This is a genomic window from Treponema denticola (genome assembly GCF_024400535.1).
GTDB lineage: Bacteria > Spirochaetota > Spirochaetia > Treponematales > Treponemataceae > Treponema_B > Treponema_B denticola_C.
Window position 1 is genome coordinate 2466910 of the sequence record NZ_CP038800.1, and the last position, 24608, is coordinate 2491517.

Sequence of the window (24608 nt, forward strand, 5' to 3'; positions counted from 1 at the left end):
CAGCTAATTTATTTTAAGAAGCCAAAGGCGGCATTTCAGGATCAGTATCAGGTTCAAATTCCGGATTGTTAGAATATTTTTCAAGCATGAGAATTTTAGAAATTGCAGCAGGTAAGGCCTCTCGAAGCGGAAGGGTATGAGACGCCCATTCAGTCATAAAACACAATATTCGTGAAGAAAAATCACTCATAACCGGAGGAAGTGTACCAAAAACATTGAGCAAATCTTCTTGTGAGTATTGTTTAATGGTTGAAGCAGAAAGATTTTTATCCATAGAAACTAAATATTTACATGGACGCCAGCGCACGGATCTGTCTTTGCCGTGATCTCCGGAATAACCGAAAAGGCGGCATATTAAACAACGGCCGTCATATACGGTACAATGATAAGGATTATCTATATCGAATAGGAGGCATCCGTTTTTTTTATCTAAAACATTTTCATTAAAACAGCCTTCCAGTATTTGCAAAGCCCGTTCCCTTTGATGAAAGAGAAGCCAAGATGCAAGATAAAGAGCCTCAACCTCATAAACATCCGGTTCAAAATGGACACAGCAGGCTCCGCACCCGTCTATACACTTAATAGGACATTTTGACATCCACTCACTCTCGGCTTCTTCAATTTCTTTATAGACCTTATCCAAAAGTAAAATCATTTCGGCTGTTTTTGTACCTTTAAAACTTTCAGTTTCTTTTTCCATTTTTATTTAATCCCTGCACCTTTCAAAAAGGTTAAGATAATATTCCGTATCTTTTTTTGATTCAATAATCAGGGCGTTATCTTCTACACTTCCTAAAACCGCATTTCTTTCTTCAGAATTCAGGTAAGTAATATCCCTAAAACGATTATTATAATCCTTATTTTTTGTATAGAATATTTGTTCTTCAATATATTTTCTTATTGTTGCAGCTTTTTCCAAGAGTCTATCCCAAAGGGCCGTATCTATCTTTTTAACCTTCATAAGCCCGCAAAGAACAGTATAAGCATTTTCAGCCTTATCACGGCAATAAGAATCATAGGCATCATCATAAGATTTATGAATATCTTGCCAAGTATTAAGTTTTCCTGACTTTATGTCTTCCTTAATTGAATTGAGTTTTTTTTCGGGGATCAATTGACCGCCCATATTTACCCAGTTAAAATCAAAATCCTTTGAAAGTTTAAACTCTTCAATACTCATTCCAATCTTATCTACGCCCTTATCAAAATACTCGGCTAAGGTTGTAACCCCATACCATATCAGCATATCTTGATAAGCCTCATAAGATTCTACAGACTTGATTATTTTTACCCGGCGTTTAGACCTTTCGATATTTTCACCCTTTACAAAAAGGTTCTTTACCTCATCTTTTTTATCTTTGAGAATTTCATCTATGTTTAAAGGTTTGTTCCCGGCCTCAATCCACGCTGTACATATCCATTTTTCAAGGAGAATACGGGCATTTAAAATTTCGGCAGCTGTATCGGGAGCAAGATAGTTGGTCTCAATGTGCTGGGTTTTTGTTATTCTTCTATCCCGTTTTAAAAATTTTTTATTGTTGCGTTCAAGAGCGTACATATTGTACATCCAATAATAGGCAGGCATAATTTCAAGCCTATCCTCATGAGCATCATTTAAAACCAAGCTAAAAGGAAAAGGAATATCAAGCTCTGCCGGATAGTTTGCCTTTGCCAAAATAACAAATGAAGCAAAACGGCAATTATGTTTTAGGGTTGAAGAAAGCCCCGGCCAAAAGCCCCGGCCGGCGATAATCTCTCCATCGTTCCCTCTTGTGTTGTGATTGGAACCTACAGTAGCCCCTGCAGCCATATTGGACTGCCCTTGAATCATCGCTGCAACCAAAAAAGAATTATTGTGATGCTGCTCATGGTACGGGAAGATAAGAGCATTGAGAACTTCACAGCAGGAAATGGTAGAGTTATCTCCAACGATCGAATGAATGAGGCGTGTACCGTATTTTAATTCGCAGTTATTGCCTATAACAAAACGGACAGCCTTTACTCCATAAAACACTCTGGAACCCAAGCCTATTATACCGTTTACAAGCTCTACTCCCTCCCCTATCTGCGAGGGCTCCTCAGCCGTTGATTTTACGGTTAAGTTTTTAAGTTTATTTGCACCTTTCACATATACCGAAGGACCGAAATTAACATCTTTTATAATACGGCAGCTCTTTATTGCGGAATCGGAACCGACCTCACCGTAATAACCTCTTTTTGAGTCTTTAGAATTTTGAGTTATTTCTTCAAACTTTTTTATAAGAGCGGCGTCATCCCTATACCTTGCCCATAAGAAGGCATCAGCCGTAATCATATCATAAAAGGGGTAAACTTCCCTTCCGCCGGCCTCATTGAGCGTATCTATCGTTACCCTAACCTTTTCATCTTCTCCGTCTTTTACTAAGCCTTCTCCGAATTTTGAATGGTTGGTAGTACACATCTCATCAATACGGCTTAAAATAACCCTATCCCCTATTATATAATGTGAAAGATAGGCACAATAATGGATTGCACAGTTTTCGCCTATATCGCAGGAAATAATTTTACTGTTTGTAATTCCTGCAGGAACCGTAAAATCATGGTATTTTAAGTAAAAATTTTGAGTTGAAGCAATGCGGACCAATCCGGCGAACATACTCTTTGTTATCAAATCCGTATCAAAAGGATCTTCAACCAAGACCATCGACCAATCGGTACTGGAATTTCCGTTTTTTATCAGACGCTCAATTTCATCCGAATCCAATTGACGGTACTTATGACTTTTATGATTAGTTTGATTAAATCTTATATAATACTCGTCCTTACCCTCAGGTAAATATTTACCATCAATAAAATCATAACCGAAATCTTCGGATTTTATTATCTGCATTTTAGCCATAGGATTCTCCAATGTAAAAACACAAAGATAAGCTAATGTTACAAAATAACTATAAGGATATCATAAGTAAAGCCGGTAAGCAGCTCTCACCGGCTCATAAAAATAGGCTTTAAAGCCCGGCTTTAAAGCCGGTTATTTTCCATGTGGTAAAAACGGAATCAAAGATTGTGCAACCGCATGAATAGGCATTGTCTGTACAATTATTTTTCCGGGACCGGTAACTTTCGTGTTAAATAAACCCTCCCCGCCGAAAATCATATTTTTTATACCCTTTATCATCTCTACTTCCATCTTACAGGTTTCTTCCATTGCTGCAAGATATCCCGTATCCAAAAGCATTGTTTCGCCGGCACCCAAAGTATATTCTACTGCAGAACCGTCAATCTCAAGAAAGACCGTTCCGTTGCCTGAAAGCTTTTGCATTATAAAACCTTCACCGCCGAAAAAGCCTGCACCCAATTTTTTCTGAAAGTGAACCGAAAGCTCAACTCCTTCAGTTGAAGCTAAAAAAGCTGTTTTTTGCGCAATCAGGGAAGAGCCCGATGTGATTTCAAATGCTTTTATAGCACCGGGGAACCTTGAGGCAAAAGAGATTTCTCCGTCGGTAGTTGCCGTGTATTTATTTAAAAATAAACTTTCTCCCGAAAACATCCTTCCGAGGGCTTTACCTACTCCGCCAGCAGATGTTTCCATAGAAATCCCTGAACTCATCCAAGCCATTCCGCCGGATTGAGTTATCATCTTTTCTCCTGCTCTAAGTTTACAGACAACGGCAGGAAAAGCGTCTCCAATAATTTTGTATTCCATAAAATACTCCTTAAAAAAGATTAAGATAAGAATACCTGCAAAAACTTACATTTTTGCAGGCTATCATAAACATCTAAAACGGCTCCAAACGGAGCCGTATAAAATTACTTAGATTTTTTTGCAGTCTTCTTCCTGACAGAAGAAGCCTTTTTAGCTGATGCAGGCTTTGCCTTTACAGCTTTTTTTTCGGGTGCCTGCTTTTTTTCGGCCGATTTAGGTGCTGCCGAAGAAGGCTTTCGCGAAACAAGAGCTTTAGGCTCAAGCTTTATCCCTGCTTTTTCCGCATTCTCCAGTTCAGCCTGTGCAATCGAAAGGAGAGCAATCGGTACGGAATATGATGAACATGAAACATAGTTCAATCCTGCTTCCATACAGAAGCGTACGTTTTCGGGACGGGCACCGTGTTCACCGCAAAGACCTAAGTGCAAATCGGGGCGGGTAAGTTTACCGCGCTGAATTGCAATTTCGATTAAGTCCCTTACACGGCTGTCAAGCACTGCAAAGGGGTTTCCGTCGATAAGGTCGTACATGGTGTAGTCAGGCATAAAGCTGTTAAAGTCATCTCTCGAAAGACCTAATGTTGTTTGAGTCAAGTCGTTGGTTCCGAAAGAGAAGAACTGTGCATATTTTGCAATTTCATCGGCACTTAAGGCAGAAGCCGGAAGCTCGATCATAGTTCCAACCTTGTAATCAAGGTCTCCGCCTTTTACGGCAGCTTTAACCTCTTCGGCAATAGCATCGATACCTAAATAAGCATGACCTTCAATCTTCTTTCCGTAAATAATTTGCTTTAATTCTCTAAAGTTCATTATAAGAGGAATCATAATTTCAGGTCTTACATCCACTTTTTCTTTTTTTAGCTTATATGCGGCTTCAAAAATAGCCCTTATCTGCATAGCATAAATTTCAGGATAGCTTATGGCAATTCGGCAGCCTCTGTGACCAAGCATAGGGTTGATTTCGGAAAGTTTTTCAATTTCCGCAGTCAAGTCTTTTTTGCTTACCTTTTTCCTTTGAGCCGTCAAGTATTTTACAAAACCGTCAAGCTCAAGATCATTATGAGGCAAGAACTCGTGGAGAGGAGCATCCAACAAGCGGATAGTAACCTCTTTGCCGTTCATAGCCTTAAAGATTCCGTAGAAATCTTCCGTTTGTACTTTTTGAAGTTTATCAAGCACCTTTTTTCTTTCAGCTTCGCTTGGAGCTAAAATCATTTCGCGGAAGGTGTTTATTCTCTTTTCATTAAAGAACATGTGTTCGGTTCGGCAAAGACCTATACCTTCAGCACCGAAATCCAAAGCAAGCTGAGCATCACGAGGACTGTCAGCATTGGCTCTTACATGGAAATTGGATAGGAAGCTTTTTGCAAGGCTTATAAAGTCCAAAAGGCCTGATGTTTCGGGATCGGGCTCAATCAGTTTTGCTTCACCGAAATAAACTGTAGAATCCCCATAATAAGGAACATTGAGCGTAATATAATCGCCTTCGTTTATTGTAACACCTTCAATAACGGCCTTCTTTCCGCTTATCTTCATATCGGGGCGTACAAGAGATATTTTACCGTACTGACGGGCAACAACGGAAGCATGGGCCGAATAACCGCCTTCATTCGATATAACACCTGTAGAAACCTCTATACCTTTTACGTCTCCTGCATAGGTTGCAGGCATACAGAGAATACATCTTGTGTCCATACCTTGAAGTTTTGCAGCTCTTTGAGCTTCGATAAGGGAGTCGGCAGTAAAATAGACCCTTCCTACAGCAGCTCCCGGAGCACCTGCTATACCGCCCTTTGAAGATTTCATACCCTTTGTACTCATGATATCTATAACGGGATGTAGGATTTCATTTAGCTGACCGGGCTTAACGGCTCGTACAACATATTCGGCATCTACTATTTTTCTATTATATAAATCAAGCAAAATCTGAACCATCGAGATGGTGCTCTTAGCTTCAACCGATTTTTGTTCGATAAGCCAAAGTCTTCCGGCCTCGATTGTAAAGCGGATATTGCGGATATCCTTTGTATAATCTTCAAGCTGCCATGCAATCTGCTGGAATTGTTTTAAATATTCGGGCTTTATTGAGTTAATATCTTTACCTACGGCATTTACCTCATTGAATTTTTCGGCAAAGAACTGACCTTGTAATTTTTTCTCTCCGTTTACGATATTTCGGCTAAAGAAGGAGCCTGAATATGAATCCTTTCCATAGTTTCCGTAAACCATGGGCTGAATCAAAAGAGCCACATCATGGTCGGTATCTTCTTCGAGGGTTAAAAGGCGGGCGATAAGGCGGATTGACTCTTCAAGCTGAACTTGACAATCATCAAAAAAATGTTTGGGTAAGAACTTGGAATACTTATCCATGATAGCACCCGGTTTTAAACCTATTTTACCCATCTTCATTGATTCTTTTATGTCATGCAAGGCTTTTTCCAAATCTTTAACTTTCTGCTCATTTTTTTCTAATTCTTCGATTTTTAGAACAACGGTTAAAATTCCATTAAGCAAAAACAGAACTTCATTTGCAGCAAAATCTTCACCGACATTTTCTTGAAATCCTATTACCGTATCCTTGGTAAGACCGAAGTTATGAAGGGTGGGATAGCTGGTGATAAGCATATTAGGTGAAATAACCAACTTCAAAAGTAATGGAGACTCATCATCGCCGTATTTCTTTTTAACCTCTGCACCGAATTTTGTTAAATAAGGAGATATTTCCGAATAGATGTCAGCATCCCCTATGTCCTGCATTACGGAAGCATCTATGATAATACCCGGCAAGATGGGAAGTTTTAGCTCTGCAAATTCGTTTGCCTGCCTTCCTCGAATACCTAATAAGTTTTTATCAACTTTTTTGCCTACGGTTTCTTTACTGTTAAAAAAATGGATATTGTTTGATATTTTCACTTTTTACTCCTTAAAATAGATTTAAAACGGTATCAGGCGAGCCGCGCAAAAAAGCTTCAAACATAGGGCTGGCACCCTGCCTAAAATATTTTGATAACTTTGAAAGGTCGTTAATTTCTTCTGCAGAAACGGCAAATTGAATTGTACTTCCGTGTTTAACCTTTCCCCATTTAAATAAGGTATTTATATCTACAATACGCTCTCCGTCATAGTAAACCATAACTTCGGCATCTTGGTATTTTGCAGTATAACTTCGGATAATCCTCTTCCATGCTTCAACATTTCCGTTATGGAAAAGCTCATTTGAAACAGGCACGGAAACAAGCTGAGACATTTTTTTAGGTCCTGTAGAAACGGCAGTGGGTCTTTCCAGATGTGAGGGAACCGAACTTGACTGCACTTTAGCTGCAACAGCAACAGGTGCAGCAGCTTTTTTAGCCGGCCGTTTAACAGCCTGTCTTTTTGCCTTTGCGGGAGCAGTTTTTTTAGGCTCAACATATACAAATGGACCTGTTTTTACCGATGCAGGTACGGAACAAGCCTTTTTTTCAAATAATTTTCGAATAGCGGAAATAACGGAATCGGCAATACCGGCATCAATAGCACCCTTGTCTTGCTTACCGACATATATCAAAAGCAGCTCATTTTTTCTAAAACCTTGGATAACAGGAGCTGCATCAGGATTTTTCGGGTTTATAACAATAAAACCCAAATCAGGATGATCATAACCGAAAACCAAATCAACGCCTGTCCATTTGGCAAGCTCGGCAACAAATGATGATGCATCATCTAAAATAAATTTTAAATTTTCAGATACAACTTTATAATTCCATTTATCAAGTAGAGAAACCGAAAGAATTGATCTAACTTGTTCAGGTTTTACCGTTTGTTCCCTTATCATAACGTTTATCTTGTCAGCAATATTCTCTTTAGGATTGCAATCATCTAAAATTTCGATAACAGACTGAATATGTTTAACTGAAGCATTAAAATCAGTCTTGTTAGCAAGCGGAACAAAAAAATTAGTCATATTAACCATAATTACTCCTTTTTTAAGCAAAAGCCCCCGAAACGGGGTTGTTCCAGGGGCTTAAATTTTTAATCAGTTAAGCTCTAAAATCCTAAATTAGATTTCTTTAATTCCTGATTTAGCCTTTCGTCGGCCTCGTCCTGAATCAACAGAGCCTGCTTTTTTTGCTTTAACAGCGCCGCTCTTCGGGCCTCGGCGTTTGGCCGGAGCGCTTACAGCTTCAGCTGCAGGAGCTTCAATAGCAGGTGTGCTGTTCAGCATATCGATAAACTGAGAGCGGCCTGCAGCTCCACTGGCTTTAGGATCATCTTCTGCAGTAGCAAAGCTCTGTGCGATATCGGCGCGGACTGTGGATCGTCGGCGGCTGAACGAAGCAAATGCTGCGTCGGCAAAGCCTTTTGATACACCGTGCAAGAATTCGTTGAGCACGTTGGCCATTCCGTCCAATGTAGCCTTCTTTCTCTTGATAGATGTAATATCGATATCAAGCAAGAGACCGGGCTGGATATGGAAGGGGTTGATTAAATAATCGAATTTGTTGAATTCTGCTTCTAAGAAAGAAAGTCTGTCTTCGATAACACGTCTTTCGATAGGATATTGATAATCATATAGATCCTTCATTCTGCGGCGCATGATGATGAGCTTCTTGCGGAGCTTATCTTTTTCGTAGACATAGGTTCTGTTCATCTTTTCAACTTCAGTTTCCGGAGCTTTAACAAAGGAGATTTCATCCCAAACCTTAGCGGTATCTTCGTATACGGGTTCACCGGACTGATCCTTGTACTTTCGCTTGATGAATTTCTTGTAGTTGGCAGCCAAATCGTTAAAGTCTGTGATCTTGGTCATAAACTTGGATTTGTCGTATGTAGCTCTTACTACATCCCACAAGTGCTGAATTTCAGTTTCAAAAGAGCTCATCATTACTTCATAAGCCTGTCTTTCCGAAATTAACTGAGCATTGTCATAGTACTTGAGGCGGATCTGGTATCTTTCATCAGGAAGATTGGCGATATCCGTATCATCATATTCGCGTAAGATTAACTCACGGGCATTCTTTAAGTTTTCGATATACTGATATCCCATCTTTGATGTGTCAAGGATTGAAGTAATCGAGTTGATAGCCGTGTTAAATCCGCGGTTTCTGATGTTTTCAAGATCGATGATCTTTTTGATGTTTTCTCTAACATTGAGCTGATCAAAGGTTTCAGGATCGATTTCAGCTCTTAAGTTATTGATTCTTTCCATAAGCTGCTTGGATACTACATCGTATCGCTTGCTCTTGGGATTCTCAATATCATCATCAGTGATATCTTTTACCTTATCGATTTTTGCAAAAACGATTTCTCCGTCAGACAATTCATCCAATCCCTGATCAATTCTCTTGTCCTTTATCTTCTCAATTTCCTTGTCAATTACATCCATATAGTGGTTTGACAAGAGGTCTTTAATAAGATATTCGACTGTCGACTGATACTGGAAGATCGGGCTTATAAGTTCCGTATCAAGAATGTTTACGGAAAGCTTAACATCGGTTACAGTCTTTGGTTTGTAGAGGTTGTCTTTAAATGCACACTTTACGATTGAGTATGCGTTTTCACCTCGAACGAAAGCACCTACGTCCGTCTTCTGCCTTAACAATGAGTTTGTTAAAGTCTCCAAATCATTAACACCGCGCTGTACGTGACCCTGTAAGTGTCCGTACATGTTTACAATCGATTTTTCGATTTCGCCTGTGTTAAACTTGTCAGCACCGCCGACTGCATCAAGAAGGTTTGCGATTTCTTTCGGAGTATAGCGGTCTAAAACCTTCATTTCTTCCCGATCGATAAATCCTCGTACCTTTTTGAGCATTTCATCTTCAGCCGTTACCATGTATCGGTTGAACATGTTCTGGTAGTTCTGGTTAAAGTAGTTATACAGCTTTTCCTTAACGCCGCCCATTACGTCTAATCTTTCAAGAACTTCTTTGGGAAGCTTTGTGGTCAAGTGGTGTAACACTTTATTTGTTTCTTCTTCAATCAGCTGATTAACTTCTTTCTGCTGATCTCGATAGTCTTGAGCCAATGAGTTCCTAGAACCGACAGCACTGGGCTTCTCGGGATGGAATACATTCGGGCTCTGTGGTAGATCTAAATTTGCCATTCCTAACTCTCCTTACTTTTAGCAATTTTGTTTAATTACAATATATATCACTATTATATAATTATAAACATATTTTGCAGAATGTAAAGAGTTTTTATTTAAAGTTGATGATTTTTTTTCAAATATGTTATATAATAGTGTGTATAGAGCATAAAAAAGGAGTATTTATGAAAATTAAAAAGCTTATTTTTATATTTTTGCTTTTAGCAGGAGTTTTATTTAATTTAAATGCAGGTGAAAGAACAATGCCTATTGATATGATTATTATGATTGACAAGTCATTATCTATGCAGGATCCGGGCAAATTCGACAGCCTAAAGCAATGGGTTCTTGATGAATTAATAGACCAAATTATAATCACCGGAGATTGGATAAGCATTTATCAGTTTTATGAAAATCCGGAACATTTGCTGTCAATTGAAGTAAAAGACCGTAATGATACCAATAAAATAATAAAAACAATAAATTCAATTGTACCGAATGGAAGATTTACCGATGTAGGAAGGGCTCTGGATAAAATACAGGAAGCCGTAAACCAAAGAGGCGAAAACGGAAGGTATAAGGTTCTTTTTATGTTAACGGATTTGGAACAAGATGCTCCTATGACATCCAAATACAGCGGAAAGCAAAAAAAATTCTCAAGCCCTTATTTAATTGAATCAAGGATTATTAAGCATGAAAATTGGTATGAAATTACAGTTGATATGGGACTTCAGGAAAGGGTAGTCAAAACAAGCAAAGAACTTTTTTCGGATATATTGAAAAATCAAAACACTGAAAGAGTACATGCAGACGAAACTAAGGCTTTAATCAAAAAAAATAATCCATAAAAAATAAGGATCTTGCAGGGATATGTTTAAACGTATAATTTATATTCTTTCGGCTATTGCGATACTAAGCATTATAAGCTTTTTGATTTATTTTAAATTTATAAATTCAAATATAAAAACAGAAAAGAAAATTATTGCTAAAACAATAATTCCTATGGTTCCTTCTCAAACCAATAATGACGAAAAAAAAACCGAAGCCTATACAGCCAATACGGATGCAAAAATATTTTTGGAATTATTTAATGATGAGGTATTTATTGATGCAATTTCGGATGACCTAAACGAAGACGGTATTGAAGATCAAGTTATTGCCGTAAAAAAACTATTGGATCCTTTTTTATATCTCATTATTTCAATTCAAAACCCTATAACCCAAAAATGGGAAAGAGTTGAGGAAATAAGAACATCAATTACTCAGCCCAAATCCCTTTCTTTCTATATTATGAATTTGGCAAAAGATCCTAAAACCCTTGTTTACTCCGGTATGACATCAGATAATAGGCAAGTCTTATCACTTCAAACCCTTAAAAAAGGCAAGGATGAAGCTATTCAAATTCTGCAAATAGCCGATTTACATGCAGACATGCAGATTCAGATTAGGGAAATTGAACATTTTGAAGAAGGTCTTCCCAGCCTATCTGCATACCGCGTATATACATATAATTCAGATCAATCCGCTCCTAATACTTTAAATCAAATTGAAACGGAATATACATGGAATGCAAAAACACAAAAATATGAAGAGGGGCCTAAAAAGCTAATTCCGGGAGAAAAAATTGAAATCCAGCTTTTACGAAAACTTCAAAGCGGAAGCATGGAATCCTTTATCGATTTTTTATCAGGGTTATGGTTTAGGGCAGACGGGAGCAAAGAAGCAGGGAGAAGCATTTATTTTGACAAAAACGATAATAACATAGTATTTAATTTAGATAACGTAGAAGAAATATACCAAATAAAAACAACCTTACCTCGACGATACGGTTTATTTTTTACAACAAACAACAAATCCATTCCCAATATCATAAGACGTGTAGAACTAGAAATTAAAGGGGTAGATGAAATTCAAGTACGTGTAATAGAAGACGTAGCTAGAATTAAATTCGGAACGGAATCCCTTTGGAACGGTCATTATAAGAAAAACATTAATCTTCCTGCCATAAGCGCAAATCAAAAAGAAAATAGCCCGGAAAAAGTAAAAAAAATGCTGTCTAAATCTTTAAATCAATGGAAAAAAGCTGACGGCAATAAAATTTTACAACTTGAAGGAAATTCTTATTCTCTTCAAGAAGCTGAAGATATTGAAACCGGTTATTTTAGCATAATGGAAATAAATGAAAAAATTATACTACAAATGAAATCCAATCAAAATATAAACAAATTCTATCTAGTGGAATTAAAAGAGAAAAATAATACTCAGCAAATGACATTAACGAAAATTAAATTAAACATAAATGATATAATCCCTACCGGGGATGAGCCTGTCATATTTGAAAGAGATATTTAAAATACTTTGACATTAAAGATAAAACAGAGTATAATTGATTTCACTTAATTGATGCTTATGGAGATCGGTATGAAAAAACAATTATTCTATTCATTATTTGTTATCATTTTATTTATATGTTCTTGCAGCACTCAAATCGAAGTGGAAGATATCAGAGGCTCAAGGCTTGAATATCTAAATACGGATTCAAATAAAGATGATATTTTACTAATAGATACAAGACCCTATGAAAAATACAAAGAAGGGCACATAATACACGCTATAAATATTCCCTTAAGTGAAATTTCGAGACAAATCGATACAATATCAAAATGGAAAAATAAGCCTATTTGTCTGTATGATGAGGATGACGATAAAAGTTTTAAAGCAGCGGAGGTTCTTGCCGCAAACCGGTTTAAAATTATTTATAATGCAGAGGGGCTTAAACAATATAATTATGCTGATATAGTATCATACATAAATCTAACCGGAAGCGAATTTGAAAAATTATTAGAAGAGCAGGACTCAATAATAATAGATTGCCGAAGCAAAACATCCTACGATGCAGGTCATATAAAAGGAGCAATATCCATCCCTGTTTCTGAGTTGGAACAGAACCTGAATAAATTGCCGAAAGATAAAAAAATATTTCTCTATTGTAACGTAGGAACAGCCTCCTCACGTGCATCAGGAATATTATCGAATCACGGTTACACTCAAATATATAATTCAATTGAAGGCATCCTAGAATATCCGTTTAAGCTTGTAACTAAAACTTCCCAAGAATAACTGGAAGTTTATTAACCTCTTGATTGTTTCGTTATTTACGTATAAAATACAGTTATGGGTATAAAATCATTTAAAGGCGGAGTACATCCGCCCGAGCGAAAGGCGGTTTTATCAAGCGACGATGTCGTTAGGGTATTGCCGTCAAATAAATCAGTTTGGGATTCCTGTTACGCAGGGAGGCATGCCTAATACACCTCTTGTAAGCGTAGGGGATTTGGTCGCCAGAGGGCAAAAGATAGCCGAAACCGATAAATTTATGTCGGCTCCAGTCCATTCGTCCGTTTCAGGAAAGGTAAAAAAAATTGAACCTCATCTTGTAACCGGAAACACGGAAAATCTTTGTTTTTTTAATCGAAATCGATGAAGAAAATAGGGAAGAGTTTATGCAGCCCCTTGATCCTTTTACATGCACCAAGGAAGAAGCTCTTAAAAGAGTCCGGGATGCAGGAATCACAGGTATGGGAGGAGCATCATTTCCTACTCATGTAAAATTAAGCCCTCCTCCTAATACAAAAATCGAGTATGTAATTGCAAACGGCGCGGAATGCGAACCCTATCTTTGCACTGATGCCGCAACCATATTCAGCGATTCTGATACGATTGTCGACGGCCTTGCCATAACTATGCGTATCGTGGGTGCAAAACAAGGAATTATAGCCCTTGAAGACAATAAAAAAGATTTGGTTCCGGTTTTGGAAAAGGCTATTTCAAAAATTAAAGCAAATCCGATTGCCGCAGGTGCTTACGATATAAGCGTTCAGCTTTGTAAAACAAAATATCCGCAAGGCGGAGAAAAAACCCTTACGGATGCAGTCGTAAACAGGGAAATCCCTTCAGGAGGGCTTCCTTTTCAGATAGGCTGTGTTATTCAAAACGTAGGAACCTTAAAAGCGATCTCCGAAGCTTTCCGTTTGGGTAAACCCCTTATCGACAGAGCCTTAACCATAGGCGGCGGGGCCTGTGAAAAGCCCTTAAACGTAATAGCCCCTATAGGAACCTGCGTCGGGGACCTTATTCCAAGCGTAGTTTCCCTTAAACCGGGAGTCGTAAAAATAGTTTCAGGCGGCCCGATGATGGGCTTTGCCATGAAAAATGCAGACTTCCCTATTCAAAAAAATACCTCAGGTGTACTTTTTTTGACAAAGGAAGAAATTTCCTTAGAAGAAGAAAGCCCATGTATAGGTTGCGGTAAGTGTATTGACGTATGCAGCTGTCACCTTTCTCCCGTTTTAATCGTTAGAGCATTAAATGCCGGAAATACCGAAGAAGCTATCCGCTGCGGTCTTTTAGACTGTGTAGAATGCGGAACCTGCGCTTATACCTGCCCTGCCCGCATTAAACTCGTTCAAAGAGTTAAGATTGGTAAGCAGATAGCAAGGGAAGAAAAGCAAAAAAGAGATGCCAAAGCTGCCGCAAAGGCCGCAGCAGCAGAAAAAAAAGCAGCTGAAGCTCAAAAACAAGAGCCTGAGGCTAAAAAAACCGAAGAAGGAGGCAAATAATGGCAGAATCCGATAAAAACGAAATTTTTATGTCTCCGGCTCCCCATGTTGTAACACCGGTCAAGACTCAAACCTTAATGCTGGATGTAATTATAGCCCTGCTGCCTTTAACAGCCTATGGAATCTATCTTTTTTCGATACCTGCATTAGTTCGAATCATAGTTTCGGTTCTTTGCTGTGTAGGATTTGAAAGCTTATTTAGAAAAATATGCAGGCTGGATATAAGGGTAAAAGACCTTTCAGCCGTTATTACAGGCCTTCTGCTTGCCCTTGTATGTCCGCCGAATCTTCCGATATGGATGCTTATTTTAGGCTGTTTTTTTGCAATAGTTGTAGGCAAGGAATTTTTCGGAGGGCTTGGAGCAAACGTATTTAACCCTGCCTTGGTAGGAAGAGCCTTTATGTTTGTAAGCTTTTCGGGAGCAATGACCAGCTGGATACAGCCCGGAAACTCAATCTTTGATGCGGTGAGCACGGCAACACCTCTAAAGCTCATAAACGCAAAAGAAGGAATCGCAATGAGTGCTTCGGAAATAGCAAAGAGTTTAAACTTGAGTTCAAGCACTGACCTTTATACTCAGCTTATTTTAGGAAACCATGCAGGCTGTATAGGCGAAACAAGCATACTCTTGATTCTTTTAGGTTTTGCGTATCTTCTATTTAAAAAAGTTATCGACTGGAGAACGCCCGTTACTATGATGATAACAGCCGTTGCAATTACCGCAATCGGAGGTATAAATCCTATTTTAACCTTGACTTCGGGAGGTTTAGCCTTCGGAGCCGTCTTTATGGCAACCGATTATGTAACAAGCCCCGTAACTCCAAAAGGTAAACTTCTTTTCGGTGCAGGCTGCGGCCTTATAACCGGCCTTATCCGCTTATTTTCAGGTATGCCCGAAGGTGTTATGTATAGTATTCTTATAATGAATGCCGTAGTGCCGTTTTTAAACAAAATTATACCCGTAAAATACGGCTATGTAAAACCGCCCAAAAAGAACAAGGAGGCTGCAAAATGAAACAGATGATAAAGTTGGCCCTTACCCTTTCAGCCTATGCGGTCATAGCGTGTTTAGCCCTTGCGGCAGTTTACAGCTTTACAGCCCCGCGAATTGCTGAAGTAAAGGCGGAAAAAACAAACAGGGCATTAAAGGCCGTTTTTCCTGAAGCTGAAGACTTTAAAGAAATAAGTGCGGAAATTCCCGAAGGCTTAAATAAAACCAAGTTTTTAAATGCTTATACGGCAGTAAACGGCGGAAAAACCGTAGGTCTTACCATAACCGCTAAGGGGCCCACCTATGCAAGTGCAACCATATTGATAGCCATAGACCTAAACAAAACAATTCGCAAGATAGAATTCTTAGAGCTTACCGATACACCCAGCTTAGGAAGCAAGGCTGCAGAAGAACCCTTTGCAGGACAGTTTAACGGAAAGGCACTTGATTCAGCCTTTGAGGTAAAGGCCGATATAAATGCAATAGGAGGAGCTACAATAACATCGAAAGGTGTTGCTGCAATTTTAAAAGATGCCTCCGTTACGGCAATAGAATATATGGCCAAAAATAACTTGGAGGAGGGAAAATAAATGAAAAACTTAAATATTTTCACAAACGGAATTATCCGAAGCAATCCCCTTTTGGTTTTAATGATAGGCCTCTGTTCTTCTCTGGCTGTTACAACAAATGTCCTAAACGGCCTTGGAATGGGTCTTGCTATGACCTTTGTTATCGTTATGAGCGAGTTAATCATAAGTATTTTTAGAAAATTAATTCCTCAGGACATAAGAATTCCGGTTTTTATCATAGTAATAGCCTCTTTTACGACTATTGTAGACCTATTGATGCAGGCCTATACCCCTGCCCTATCGGATGCAATGGGGCTTTTTATTAAGCTGATCGTTGTAAACTGTATTATTATGGGAAGAGTCGAATCCTTTGCTTCAAAAGAAAGCCCCGGAAAATCCGTTTTAGACGCTCTGGGAATGGGAGTCGGTTATACGATAGTTCTTGTGCTTATTTCGGCTATAAGAGAAATATTAGGTTCGGGAGCCTTGGCAGGAAACGTCTTTATACCCGAAGCCTATCATATACGCTTTTTTGCAAATGCACCCGGCGGCTTTTTTGTATTCGGTATTATGATTTCGATAAACCTCTTTGCAAAAAAGCTTTTAGAAAGACCTAAGAAAAAAATTCAAAGTTCGCCTGCTCCGCAAACTGAGCCGGAAGCTAAAAAAGAGGAGGAGTAAAAATGCCCGAAACACTTAGTATTTTTCTTTCTGCAATCCTTGTAAAGAATGTAATTTTAATGCGCTTTTTAGCCCTTTGCCCCTTTATAGGAATGTCCTCCGACGTAAAAAAATCGGTAGGCATGGGCTGGGCCGTACTCTTCGTTACTCTTTTGGCCACAGCCGTAACCTATCCCATATACAATTACGTATTGATAGGAAACCTCGAATTCCTTCAGACCCTTATCTTTATCTTGGTAATTGCAAGCTTGGTTCAGCTGGTAGAATTCTATCTAAAAAAAGCGGCTCCGGCCCTTTACAGCTCGATGGGGGTTTATTTAGCCCTGATTACTACAAACTGTGCAATCCTTGCCGTTACAATCGATGCCATTGATGAAGGCTATACCTTTGTACAAGCCCTTGTTCATGCGGCAGGTTCTGCCTTAGGCTTTATGATTTCGCTCCTGCTTTTAGCAGGCTTAAGGCAAAGAATAGATAATGCCCCCGTTCCGAAATTCTTAAAAGGAACGCCCATTCTTTTTATAGCGGCAGCCCTTCTTTCCATGGCCTTTGGAGGCTTTGCAGGACTGATTTAAAAGATCAAAGTTCAAATGTCGAGGAACAAATTACAATTTCCTCGGCATTTGATACTTGATTCCCCCATCTTGTAGTGTATTTTTTAGAGGACGGAAAACCTATTACATTAATCACAAATCCGTATATTCCTAAGAATTAGGCTAAAATTTAAGTACGATATTGCCTTGAATTCCATATTCTGATATAATCCTCAATATCTTAGAATAAGGAGCTTAGAATATGAAAAAAGCGGAAGCGTTGATGAAGTTCATCGACAAGAGCCCATCGGTTTACCATGCAATAAAAAATGCAGGCGAATTTTTAGAAGCAAAGGGCTTTGTTCATTTAAACAGAGAAGACACATTTGAGTTAAAGCCTCAAGGAAGATATTTTGTAACAAATAATGGAAGTGCCTTAATAGCATGGCAAATGCCCAAGTCCGGCAATGCCGAAAACGGCTTTAGGATTGTAGGGAGCCACAGCGATTCTCCTACTTTCCGCATAAAGCCAAATCCCGAAATTAAGGTAAACAATCACTATCTAAAACTAAACACCGAAGGTTACGGAGGGGTAATCCTTTCAACATGGTTTGACAGGCCCCTTTCGGCTGCAGGAAGGGTTATCATAAAAACCGATGACCTTTTAAAACCCGAAGTAAAACTTATCAACTTTGATAAAAACCTTTTGACAATTCCGAGCCTTGCCATTCACATGAATAGGGAAATAAATGATGGCTATAAATTCAACAAACAAAAAGACACCCTCCCCCTAATCGCTTTAATAAACGAAAAACTTGAAGAAAAGGGCTTTTTGATGAACCTTATCGCCGAAGAAGCCGGAGTAACGGTTGACAAGATTTTGGACTTTGACCTCTACCTCTATGACAGACAGCCCGGCTGCTTTATCGGAGCAAACGATGAGTTTTTCTCCGTAGGAAGAATAGACAACCTTGGAATGGCCTGTGCCTCCATCGATGCTCTAGGCGATGCCCTTCCTTCAAATTTTGTGCAGGTTGCCGCTATCTTTGACAACGAAGAAGTCGGCTCAAGGACAGCCCAAGGAGCGGGCAGCCCCTTCCTCCACGATACCTTGCAAAGAATAATCGTAAGCACCTCAAAGGGAAATGCTTTTGAAGAATTGCAAAAAGCCTTGGCAAAATCCTTTTTAATCTCTGCGGATCAGGCACATGCCCTTCATCCCAACTATACGGAAAAAAACGATATTACAAACTTCCCGCTTATGAACAAGGGACCCGCAATTAAGGTCGCCGCTTCTATGAGCTATACTACCGACGGTATATCGGCTGCAATCTTTAGGGATATCTGTGCAAGGGCGAAGGTTCCCTGTCAAAACTTCGTAAACCGCTCCGATATGGCCGGCGGCTCGACGATAGGCCCGATTTCCGTTTCTAACCTTAACATAAAGAGTGTCGATATCGGAAACCCCATCTTGGGTATGCATTCGGTGCGGGAATTGGGAGGCACCGAAGATCAGGAATATATTACCAAGGCCTTTGCAGAATTTTATAAATAAGAGTTTTACAAGAAAATGTATAGATTTTCCGATTATGATGTAATAGTCGTAGGAGCAGGACATGCAGGCATTGAAGCCGCCCTAGCTTCCGCCAGAATGGGGGAAGCTGTCCTGCTGATTACCCAGACTCTCGACAGTGCAGGCCGCCTTTCATGCAACCCTTCGATAGGCGGCATCTCCAAGGGAAACATAGTCCGCGAGATAGATGCCCTTGGCGGCGAAATGGGGAAACTCGCAGATGCCTCGATGATTCAGTACAGGCTCTTAAACAAAAGCCGGGGGCCGGCAGTTCAAGCACCGAGGGTTCAAGCCGACAAATTCCTTTATTCTCAACTGGCAAAGCACGCAATAGAGCTTGAAAAGAACCTCCATGTTTTTCAGGACACCGTTATCGATATAGTTTCTTCAAACACAAATGAATCGGGTTATGTAGAAAAGGGATGCGTTCAGTATGTAAAGACGGAAAGAGGTAGGGAATTTTCGGCTAAGGCGGTAGTCCTTGCAACCGGCACCTTTATGGAAGGCAAGATTTACATAGGCGAATACGAATCTCCCGACGGAAGGCTCGGCGAAAGAGCTGCCATAGGCCTCGGCCCCGCCCTTGCAAAGAAGGGTTTTACCGTGGGCAGGCTTAAAACGGGAACGCCCATGCGTATCCTCCGCCGCTCCTTTGATTCTTCCCTTACCGAAGAGCAGGAAGCCGATGAGATTATGCGGCCATTTTCTTTTTCAAATGCGGAAATACATAGGCCCTATGCAAAATGCTATATAACTCATACCAATCGGGAAACCCATGATATAATAAGAGAAAACCTTCACAGGGCAGCCCTTTTTTCGGGCAAAATCACAGGGACGGGAGCCCGCTACTGCCCCTCCATCGAAGATAAAATTAAAAAATTCCCCGAGCGGGACCGCCACCATGTCTACATAGAACCGGAAGGCTTAAACACGGAAGAGCTTTATATAAACGGGCTTTCTTCCTCACTTCCCGAAGATGTGCAGGACAGAATGATAAGAACTATTCCCTGCTTTAAGGATGTAATAATTACCCGTCCCGCCTATGCCGTAGACTATGCCTATGTTTCGCCGATCCAGCTTTCATCGGATCTTCAGACACGGCGGATTGAAGGCCTTTTTTTGGCAGGACAGATAAACGGAACCTCAGGCTATGAAGAAGCCGGAGGTCAGGGCATAATCGCCGGTATAAACGCAGCCCTTTTTTCACGCTCTCTAAAATTTAAAGATGAAAAATATATTCCCTTTGTGTTAAAGAGGGATGAGGCCTACATAGGCGTTATGATAGACGACCTTGTAACTCAGGGAGTGGATGAGCCTTACCGAATGTTTACAGCCCGTGCAGAGTATAGACTGAACCTCAGGCATGACACGGCCGATGAAAGGCTTACGGAAAGGGCTTATCAGATAGGCCTTCAAACCAAGGAGGCTTCAAACCGCCTAAAGGAAAAACTTTTAACCAGAGAAAGAATAATATCGCTATGGAAGGATATAAAGATTACGAGGGAACTCATTGCAAAAAATCCCGAACTTAAAAACCATATCGGGAAGAGTCTTGCCGATGCCCTCCATGACCCTCAAGTTTCCCTTGAATGTATATGTGCAATAGATGAAAATTCCAAGGATTACAGCGCAGAACTTTTAGAATCGGCAGAGCTTGAAATAAGGTATGAACACTACATAGCCGTTCAAAACAGGAAGATAGCCAAGGTCAAGCGTATGGAAAACACTAAAATTCCGGCTGACTTTGACTATGATGCAGTTTCCGGCCTTTCTACCGAGTCACGAGCCCGCCTAAAAGAAGTACGCCCCGAAACCATAGGGCAAGCAAGCAGGATTAGGGGGATTAGGCCTTCGGATATAATGCTATTGTCTATACTCTTGTAGTAAAGAGCCTTATTTTAGCTTTTTATTCAAGCGGAGCGAAGTAGCCTATTTCATCCCGTCCCGACCTTTTTAAAAGCTGTACTTCAACTTCTAAAGGTAAAAAGGCTCTGCCGAAATCGGTAGGCATCAATGAAGTATATTTCAATTGATATACCCCTATAGGTTTTGAAATCAAATCATCGATTATCGGTTTTAATCCTTTTTCGGCATAAACATATAACGCCTTTCCTCCCGTTTTCTTTGCAAGATAGCTCATCTCTGAAGCGGGAGAACCTTTTTTTAAGTTGATAGAATAAAACCGAATATTGTTATTCTTCATATATGAAGCTAAGTCATTTAAATTATATTGTTTAAAATTATCCGAATTGGGATCACTAAAATTTAAAAAAAGCACAGCCCTCTTTTGCTCGGCATTGATTAACTCCCCTGCTGCAAGGCGCAAGGCAAGATCGAATTTCCATTCTGAAGAAACAGGCCCTTTTATGCGGTTAGGCAGACTTATCAAATCCATAGGTGAAAATTTACCTTCGAGAATAGGGATAGCCGAAGCCGAAATAATGCTTATCCTTCCCTTTCCCTGCATGGCCTCTGCAATTTCTTTAATCGCAGACTCAATAAGAGCTTTTTCCTTTGCAGAATTTGGAGAGCGCTCCACTACGATAGCTATATCGCAGGTTTTATTCAAATAGGCTGAACCTGTAAGGGAATAATCGGCCACAGGTCTATGGTTTTCAGTTAGAATAAAGTTGCCTTCTGTCAAGCCTACAATTTGTTTACCGTCACGGTTTTGAACGCTTACTTCAACTAAAACTTCAGGGAAGTTATCGGAATAAACTTTTTTTATCAATACAAAAAGGCCGCCTGCCAATTCATTTATTCTTGAGGTTATTTCAATACTTTGATTTTTATGATCTACAAGAAGGAGGTTTCCGTTCACATCCGGAACTGCAGCAGTCATCTTTGAAGGAGTATTGCCTAAACTTACCAATTCACTTAGAGTAGAAAAAGCTATATCAATAAGATAGGCCTTATTGCCTGCTGATGCAACCAAATTTCCGTTCCATTCACGCAAGGATTCTATATTTTTTAACGAATTTTCAGGTAATAAAGCTTGGACAAAATTACCGGCCGTATCAAAAGCATAAACAGCTCCTTTTACAGCATCTGCAACATATACAAGGCCGTCAACCACGGCAATACCCGAGGGGGCAGTAAAGCCGCCGAAAAGGCCGCTTTTTTTTCCGAAAGTAAAAAGAGGTTCTCCTGCAGGAGAAAAAACTACAATCCTTGCATTACCGAAATCGCAAACATAGATATTACCGTACTCGTCTTCAGCTAAAAACTGCGGGCCTATAAACTCTCCGTTTCCTCGGCCTCTTTTTCCGAAAGATTTTATAAAAGAACCGTTTTTATCTAAAATAGAAAGCCTATCAACAGCAAACTCCGAAACCAGAAGATTTCCATCCGATAGCTCTATGACATCAAAAGGTCTATCAAATCCTTGAATAGGCCCCTTTGTTCTATCCAATATAATACCGTTTACATTAAAATGTAAAAGCTCATTTGAGCCGTAAGCTGTCATCCAAAAAGAACCGTCCGAAACCGCAGCTATTGAAAAAGGCTGTCGAAACAATTCAACATTTCCATTCTTTGAATTAAAGGACGAGTTTTCTACATATTTTATGTTGTCGGAAGCATAGGGAGTTAAACTTCTGTTTTCTTTTAAAACTTCAATCTTGTTTTTTAAAAGCATTCCTCCATATCCTGAGGCTTCTGCAAATTCCCATTGAGTCAAAGCCGAGCCTTCGACGCCTGAGCTGTAATAGGCTTTTCCAAGCCAATCTAAAATTAAGGGTTCTTCCGGCAGTCGGGAAAGAGCTTTTTCAAAGAGCAAAATGGCTTCATTAAAAGTGCCCCGATAATAGGCTTGAACACCCCGCCTAAATTCTTCCGAAGCAACGCGTTTATCGGAAGAAGAGGGCTTATCCGTAAAATTTCTGTCTTGAGAAAATAAAGAAAAAGAAATAAAAATAAGACTTATAATAAATACAGTGCGCAATTTTATATATAATTTCATGGTTAAGCCTCCTGAGCATCGGAAGTTATCATTTCAAAATGTTTTACTATAATTTTATTATCGGGTAATTTTTCTTTTGCTCTAGTAATATATAAGCTTGCATCGGAAGGCAAATTCATTTTATGATAGATAAGGGCCATAGAGTCCATATAAGCAGGATTTTCAGGCTGCTTGTCAATTGCTTTTTTGCAAAGAACTAAGGAGCGGGATAAGTCCAATCCGTTTTCAGCTAAAATATAGGCGAGACCGTTTAAAGCCGTACTGTTTTCAGGATCGGTCTTTAAGGCCTTTTCGTAATAATCTATTGCTTTTTCCGTATCTTGATGTTCATAGGAAACATAGGCTAATGAAGAAAAGACTTGAACCGATTCATAACCGGCTTCAATTAATTTTGAAAGTTCAAATTCGGCAAGACGGGTTCGGCCCGTATTTGCATAAATAAAGGCTAAAATTAATCTGCATTGATAAACCTTTGCAATATCTTTGCTGGAAGTAACAACTTGTTCCAGATACTCGAGAGCTTGTTCATATTCAGATAAGCGTGAATAAACTAAGCCTATATAATAATTTATTTCGATTTGCATAAGAGCATCTTCAGTACTAAGGCTTAAAAAGAAAACCAGGGCTTCTTGATAATTTTTTTGGTTATATAAACGAATACCTTCTTTTAATTCGGAATACATAGACCCCTCCCCTTTTGTCAAGATTATACAGAAAAAAAAACTTTTACTCAATAGCAAAATAATGCTTAAAAAATTCTTGCACAGCCCGCCGGTTTTGCCCTGTATATCAAAGGCTTAAACCCAAAGATTCTTTCATAATCGCCGACTTTTTCAATATAGGCTTTTGCATCTTGATCCCGCAAAATTGTATAAGTACATCCGCCGAAGCCCTTTCCCGTCATACGGGAACAAACCAAATTAGATACTGAAGGCTCTATAAATTCCAGAGAACGCTTTACAAGCCAGTCCAACTCAGGACATGAAATTTCAAATCGGTCTCTAAGCCCGTCATGAGAGCGGTTTAAAATGCGTGAAAGCATTATATTGTCTTTACGCTTTAAGGCATCCACAGCCTCATCTACACTCAAAGACTCTCTTATAATATAAGTTACCCTTCTGCGGACAGATTCGGGGATATCGATCTCTTCAAGCATTTTTTCGGTCAAATGCATCATATTTTTCGGCATATCCGGCTGTTTTTTTACCAATTCATAAGCTTCTATACATTCATCCAGACGGGCCGTCAACTCTTCTCGAGCAATTATACGGGGAACACGCGAATCCGTTAATATAATTGAATGACCGTCCATAGGAAAAGGATAAATATCCGCTGTTTTTTTTCGATGGTCGGTACGCACACAGTGATTTGATTTTGCAAAAAGGGCACACAGAATATCGGCTCGGTGGGCATAGGTGTTTAAGTGCTGGATATTTGCATGCTCAAGGATATCAACCAAGTCGCTTTTTGCAAGTTTTGGAGCAAACATCTTCCTCAATATAAGGGCCGTTGCCGTTTTAAGGGCATTTGGAGTACCTAATCCTGCATCGGCAGGTATTTCGGATAAGATTGTAAAATTTAAACCCGAAATACGATAACCGAAATCATTAAAGGCTGAAATAACGGCCTTGACCGAATTAGCCCATCTATCTTCACGCTTATACCTTAAACCTGAAGAAGATATTTTTTTCCGCTCGTTAAGGGATATAGAAAACAACCTAAAGTTATTGTCATTTCTCCTAGAAGCACAAGCATACAAATAATGATTTATACTCATCGATAGGGTATTCCCTTGAGCAAACCATGTATGCTCCCCCAGAAGATGAAATCGGCCGGGAGAGGCAGCACATACTTCAGGGTCGTCCCCATATTCGTCAATATGAAATGTAACTATTTTTTGCATAAATATATAATACTCGTTATATTGAA

General features: G+C 39.5%; 20 protein-coding genes. 11 read left to right on the forward strand and 9 right to left on the reverse strand.

Translation table 11 applies throughout. From position 1 onward, the window contains the following. Window positions 1-13: 13 nt before the first annotated feature. The 6 genes from E4N78_RS11685 to cfpA all read right to left on the reverse strand — a co-directional run bounded on the left by E4N78_RS11685 (window position 14) and on the right by cfpA (window position 9769). Window positions 14-700, reverse strand: coding sequence for a YkgJ family cysteine cluster protein (locus E4N78_RS11685; protein ID WP_255810708.1), 687 nt, complete (start codon window positions 698-700; stop codon window positions 14-16). 6 nt (window positions 701-706) lie between these two features. Next, window positions 707-2878 (reverse strand): DUF4954 family protein, encoded by a 2172-nt coding sequence (locus E4N78_RS11690; RefSeq protein WP_255810709.1) that lies wholly within the window; start codon window positions 2876-2878, stop codon window positions 707-709. 132 nt (window positions 2879-3010) lie between these two features. Further along, the gene (locus tag E4N78_RS11695) at window positions 3011-3685 is read right to left on the reverse strand and encodes a TIGR00266 family protein (RefSeq protein ID WP_255810711.1); all 675 of its coding nucleotides are present in this window, start codon (window positions 3683-3685) and stop codon (window positions 3011-3013) included. 104 nt (window positions 3686-3789) lie between these two features. Continuing rightward, entirely contained in the window at window positions 3790-6597 is a 2808-nt protein-coding gene (locus E4N78_RS11700) for a putative PEP-binding protein (protein WP_255810712.1), read from the reverse strand. A gap of 10 nt (window positions 6598-6607) precedes the next feature. Then, window positions 6608-7636 carry a hypothetical protein gene (locus E4N78_RS11705; protein WP_255810713.1) on the reverse strand — a complete coding sequence of 343 codons (1029 nt, stop codon included), beginning with the start codon at window positions 7634-7636 and terminating at the stop codon, window positions 6608-6610. A gap of 87 nt (window positions 7637-7723) precedes the next feature. Then, window positions 7724-9769: a cytoplasmic filament protein CfpA gene (cfpA, locus tag E4N78_RS11710; RefSeq protein WP_255810714.1), complete on the reverse strand. Its 2046-nt coding sequence runs from the start codon at window positions 9767-9769 to the stop codon at window positions 7724-7726. Between the two features lie 167 nt (window positions 9770-9936). Here cfpA and E4N78_RS11715 point away from each other — a divergent pair, with 167 nt between their 5' ends. From E4N78_RS11715 to mnmG, 11 genes are all read left to right on the forward strand, one after another. Continuing rightward, entirely contained in the window at window positions 9937-10599 is a 663-nt protein-coding gene (locus tag E4N78_RS11715; RefSeq protein ID WP_255810715.1) for a vWA domain-containing protein, read from the forward strand. Between the two features lie 22 nt (window positions 10600-10621). Further along, window positions 10622-12103 (forward strand): pallilysin-related adhesin, encoded by a 1482-nt coding sequence (locus E4N78_RS11720; protein WP_255810716.1) that lies wholly within the window; start codon window positions 10622-10624, stop codon window positions 12101-12103. Window positions 12104-12172: 69 nt separating this feature from the next. Further along, entirely contained in the window at window positions 12173-12871 is a 699-nt protein-coding gene (locus E4N78_RS11725) for a rhodanese-like domain-containing protein (protein ID WP_255810717.1), read from the forward strand. 121 nt (window positions 12872-12992) lie between these two features. Beyond that, window positions 12993-13235, forward strand: coding sequence for a biotin/lipoyl-containing protein (locus E4N78_RS11730; RefSeq protein WP_255810718.1), 243 nt, complete (start codon window positions 12993-12995; stop codon window positions 13233-13235). A gap of 19 nt (window positions 13236-13254) precedes the next feature. Continuing rightward, window positions 13255-14370 carry an RnfABCDGE type electron transport complex subunit C gene (locus E4N78_RS11735; RefSeq protein WP_255810719.1) on the forward strand — a complete coding sequence of 372 codons (1116 nt, stop codon included), beginning with the start codon at window positions 13255-13257 and terminating at the stop codon, window positions 14368-14370. Continuing rightward, window positions 14370-15386 (forward strand): RnfABCDGE type electron transport complex subunit D, encoded by a 1017-nt coding sequence (locus tag E4N78_RS11740; RefSeq protein WP_255810721.1) that lies wholly within the window; start codon window positions 14370-14372, stop codon window positions 15384-15386. Before E4N78_RS11735 ends, E4N78_RS11740 begins: the two co-directional genes overlap by 1 nt. Next, the gene (locus tag E4N78_RS11745) at window positions 15383-15952 is read left to right on the forward strand and encodes an RnfABCDGE type electron transport complex subunit G (protein ID WP_255810722.1); all 570 of its coding nucleotides are present in this window, start codon (window positions 15383-15385) and stop codon (window positions 15950-15952) included. The genes E4N78_RS11740 and E4N78_RS11745 overlap by 4 nt, the downstream gene beginning before the upstream one ends. After that, window positions 15953-16612 (forward strand): electron transport complex subunit RsxE, encoded by a 660-nt coding sequence (rsxE, locus tag E4N78_RS11750; RefSeq protein ID WP_253697305.1) that lies wholly within the window; start codon window positions 15953-15955, stop codon window positions 16610-16612. It abuts the gene before it with no gap. A gap of 2 nt (window positions 16613-16614) precedes the next feature. Further along, the gene (locus E4N78_RS11755) at window positions 16615-17187 is read left to right on the forward strand and encodes an electron transport complex protein RnfA (protein WP_255810723.1); all 573 of its coding nucleotides are present in this window, start codon (window positions 16615-16617) and stop codon (window positions 17185-17187) included. 220 nt (window positions 17188-17407) lie between these two features. Continuing rightward, the gene (locus tag E4N78_RS11760) at window positions 17408-18700 is read left to right on the forward strand and encodes a M18 family aminopeptidase (protein WP_255810724.1); all 1293 of its coding nucleotides are present in this window, start codon (window positions 17408-17410) and stop codon (window positions 18698-18700) included. A gap of 15 nt (window positions 18701-18715) precedes the next feature. Further along, window positions 18716-20602 carry a tRNA uridine-5-carboxymethylaminomethyl(34) synthesis enzyme MnmG gene (gene mnmG / locus E4N78_RS11765; protein WP_255810725.1) on the forward strand — a complete coding sequence of 629 codons (1887 nt, stop codon included), beginning with the start codon at window positions 18716-18718 and terminating at the stop codon, window positions 20600-20602. A 22-nt stretch (window positions 20603-20624) separates the two neighbouring features. On the opposite strand, the gene E4N78_RS11770 is transcribed toward mnmG, so the two are convergent. From E4N78_RS11770 to E4N78_RS11780, 3 genes are all read right to left on the reverse strand, one after another. Beyond that, window positions 20625-22679, reverse strand: coding sequence for a 6-bladed beta-propeller (locus E4N78_RS11770; protein WP_255810726.1), 2055 nt, complete (start codon window positions 22677-22679; stop codon window positions 20625-20627). A gap of 2 nt (window positions 22680-22681) precedes the next feature. Next, window positions 22682-23362 (reverse strand): tetratricopeptide repeat protein, encoded by a 681-nt coding sequence (locus E4N78_RS11775; RefSeq protein ID WP_255810727.1) that lies wholly within the window; start codon window positions 23360-23362, stop codon window positions 22682-22684. A gap of 65 nt (window positions 23363-23427) precedes the next feature. Further along, a complete protein-coding gene (locus tag E4N78_RS11780) occupies window positions 23428-24582 on the reverse strand; it encodes a galactokinase (protein WP_255810728.1) in 1155 nt (384 codons plus the stop codon). Window positions 24583-24608 lie beyond the last annotated feature (26 nt).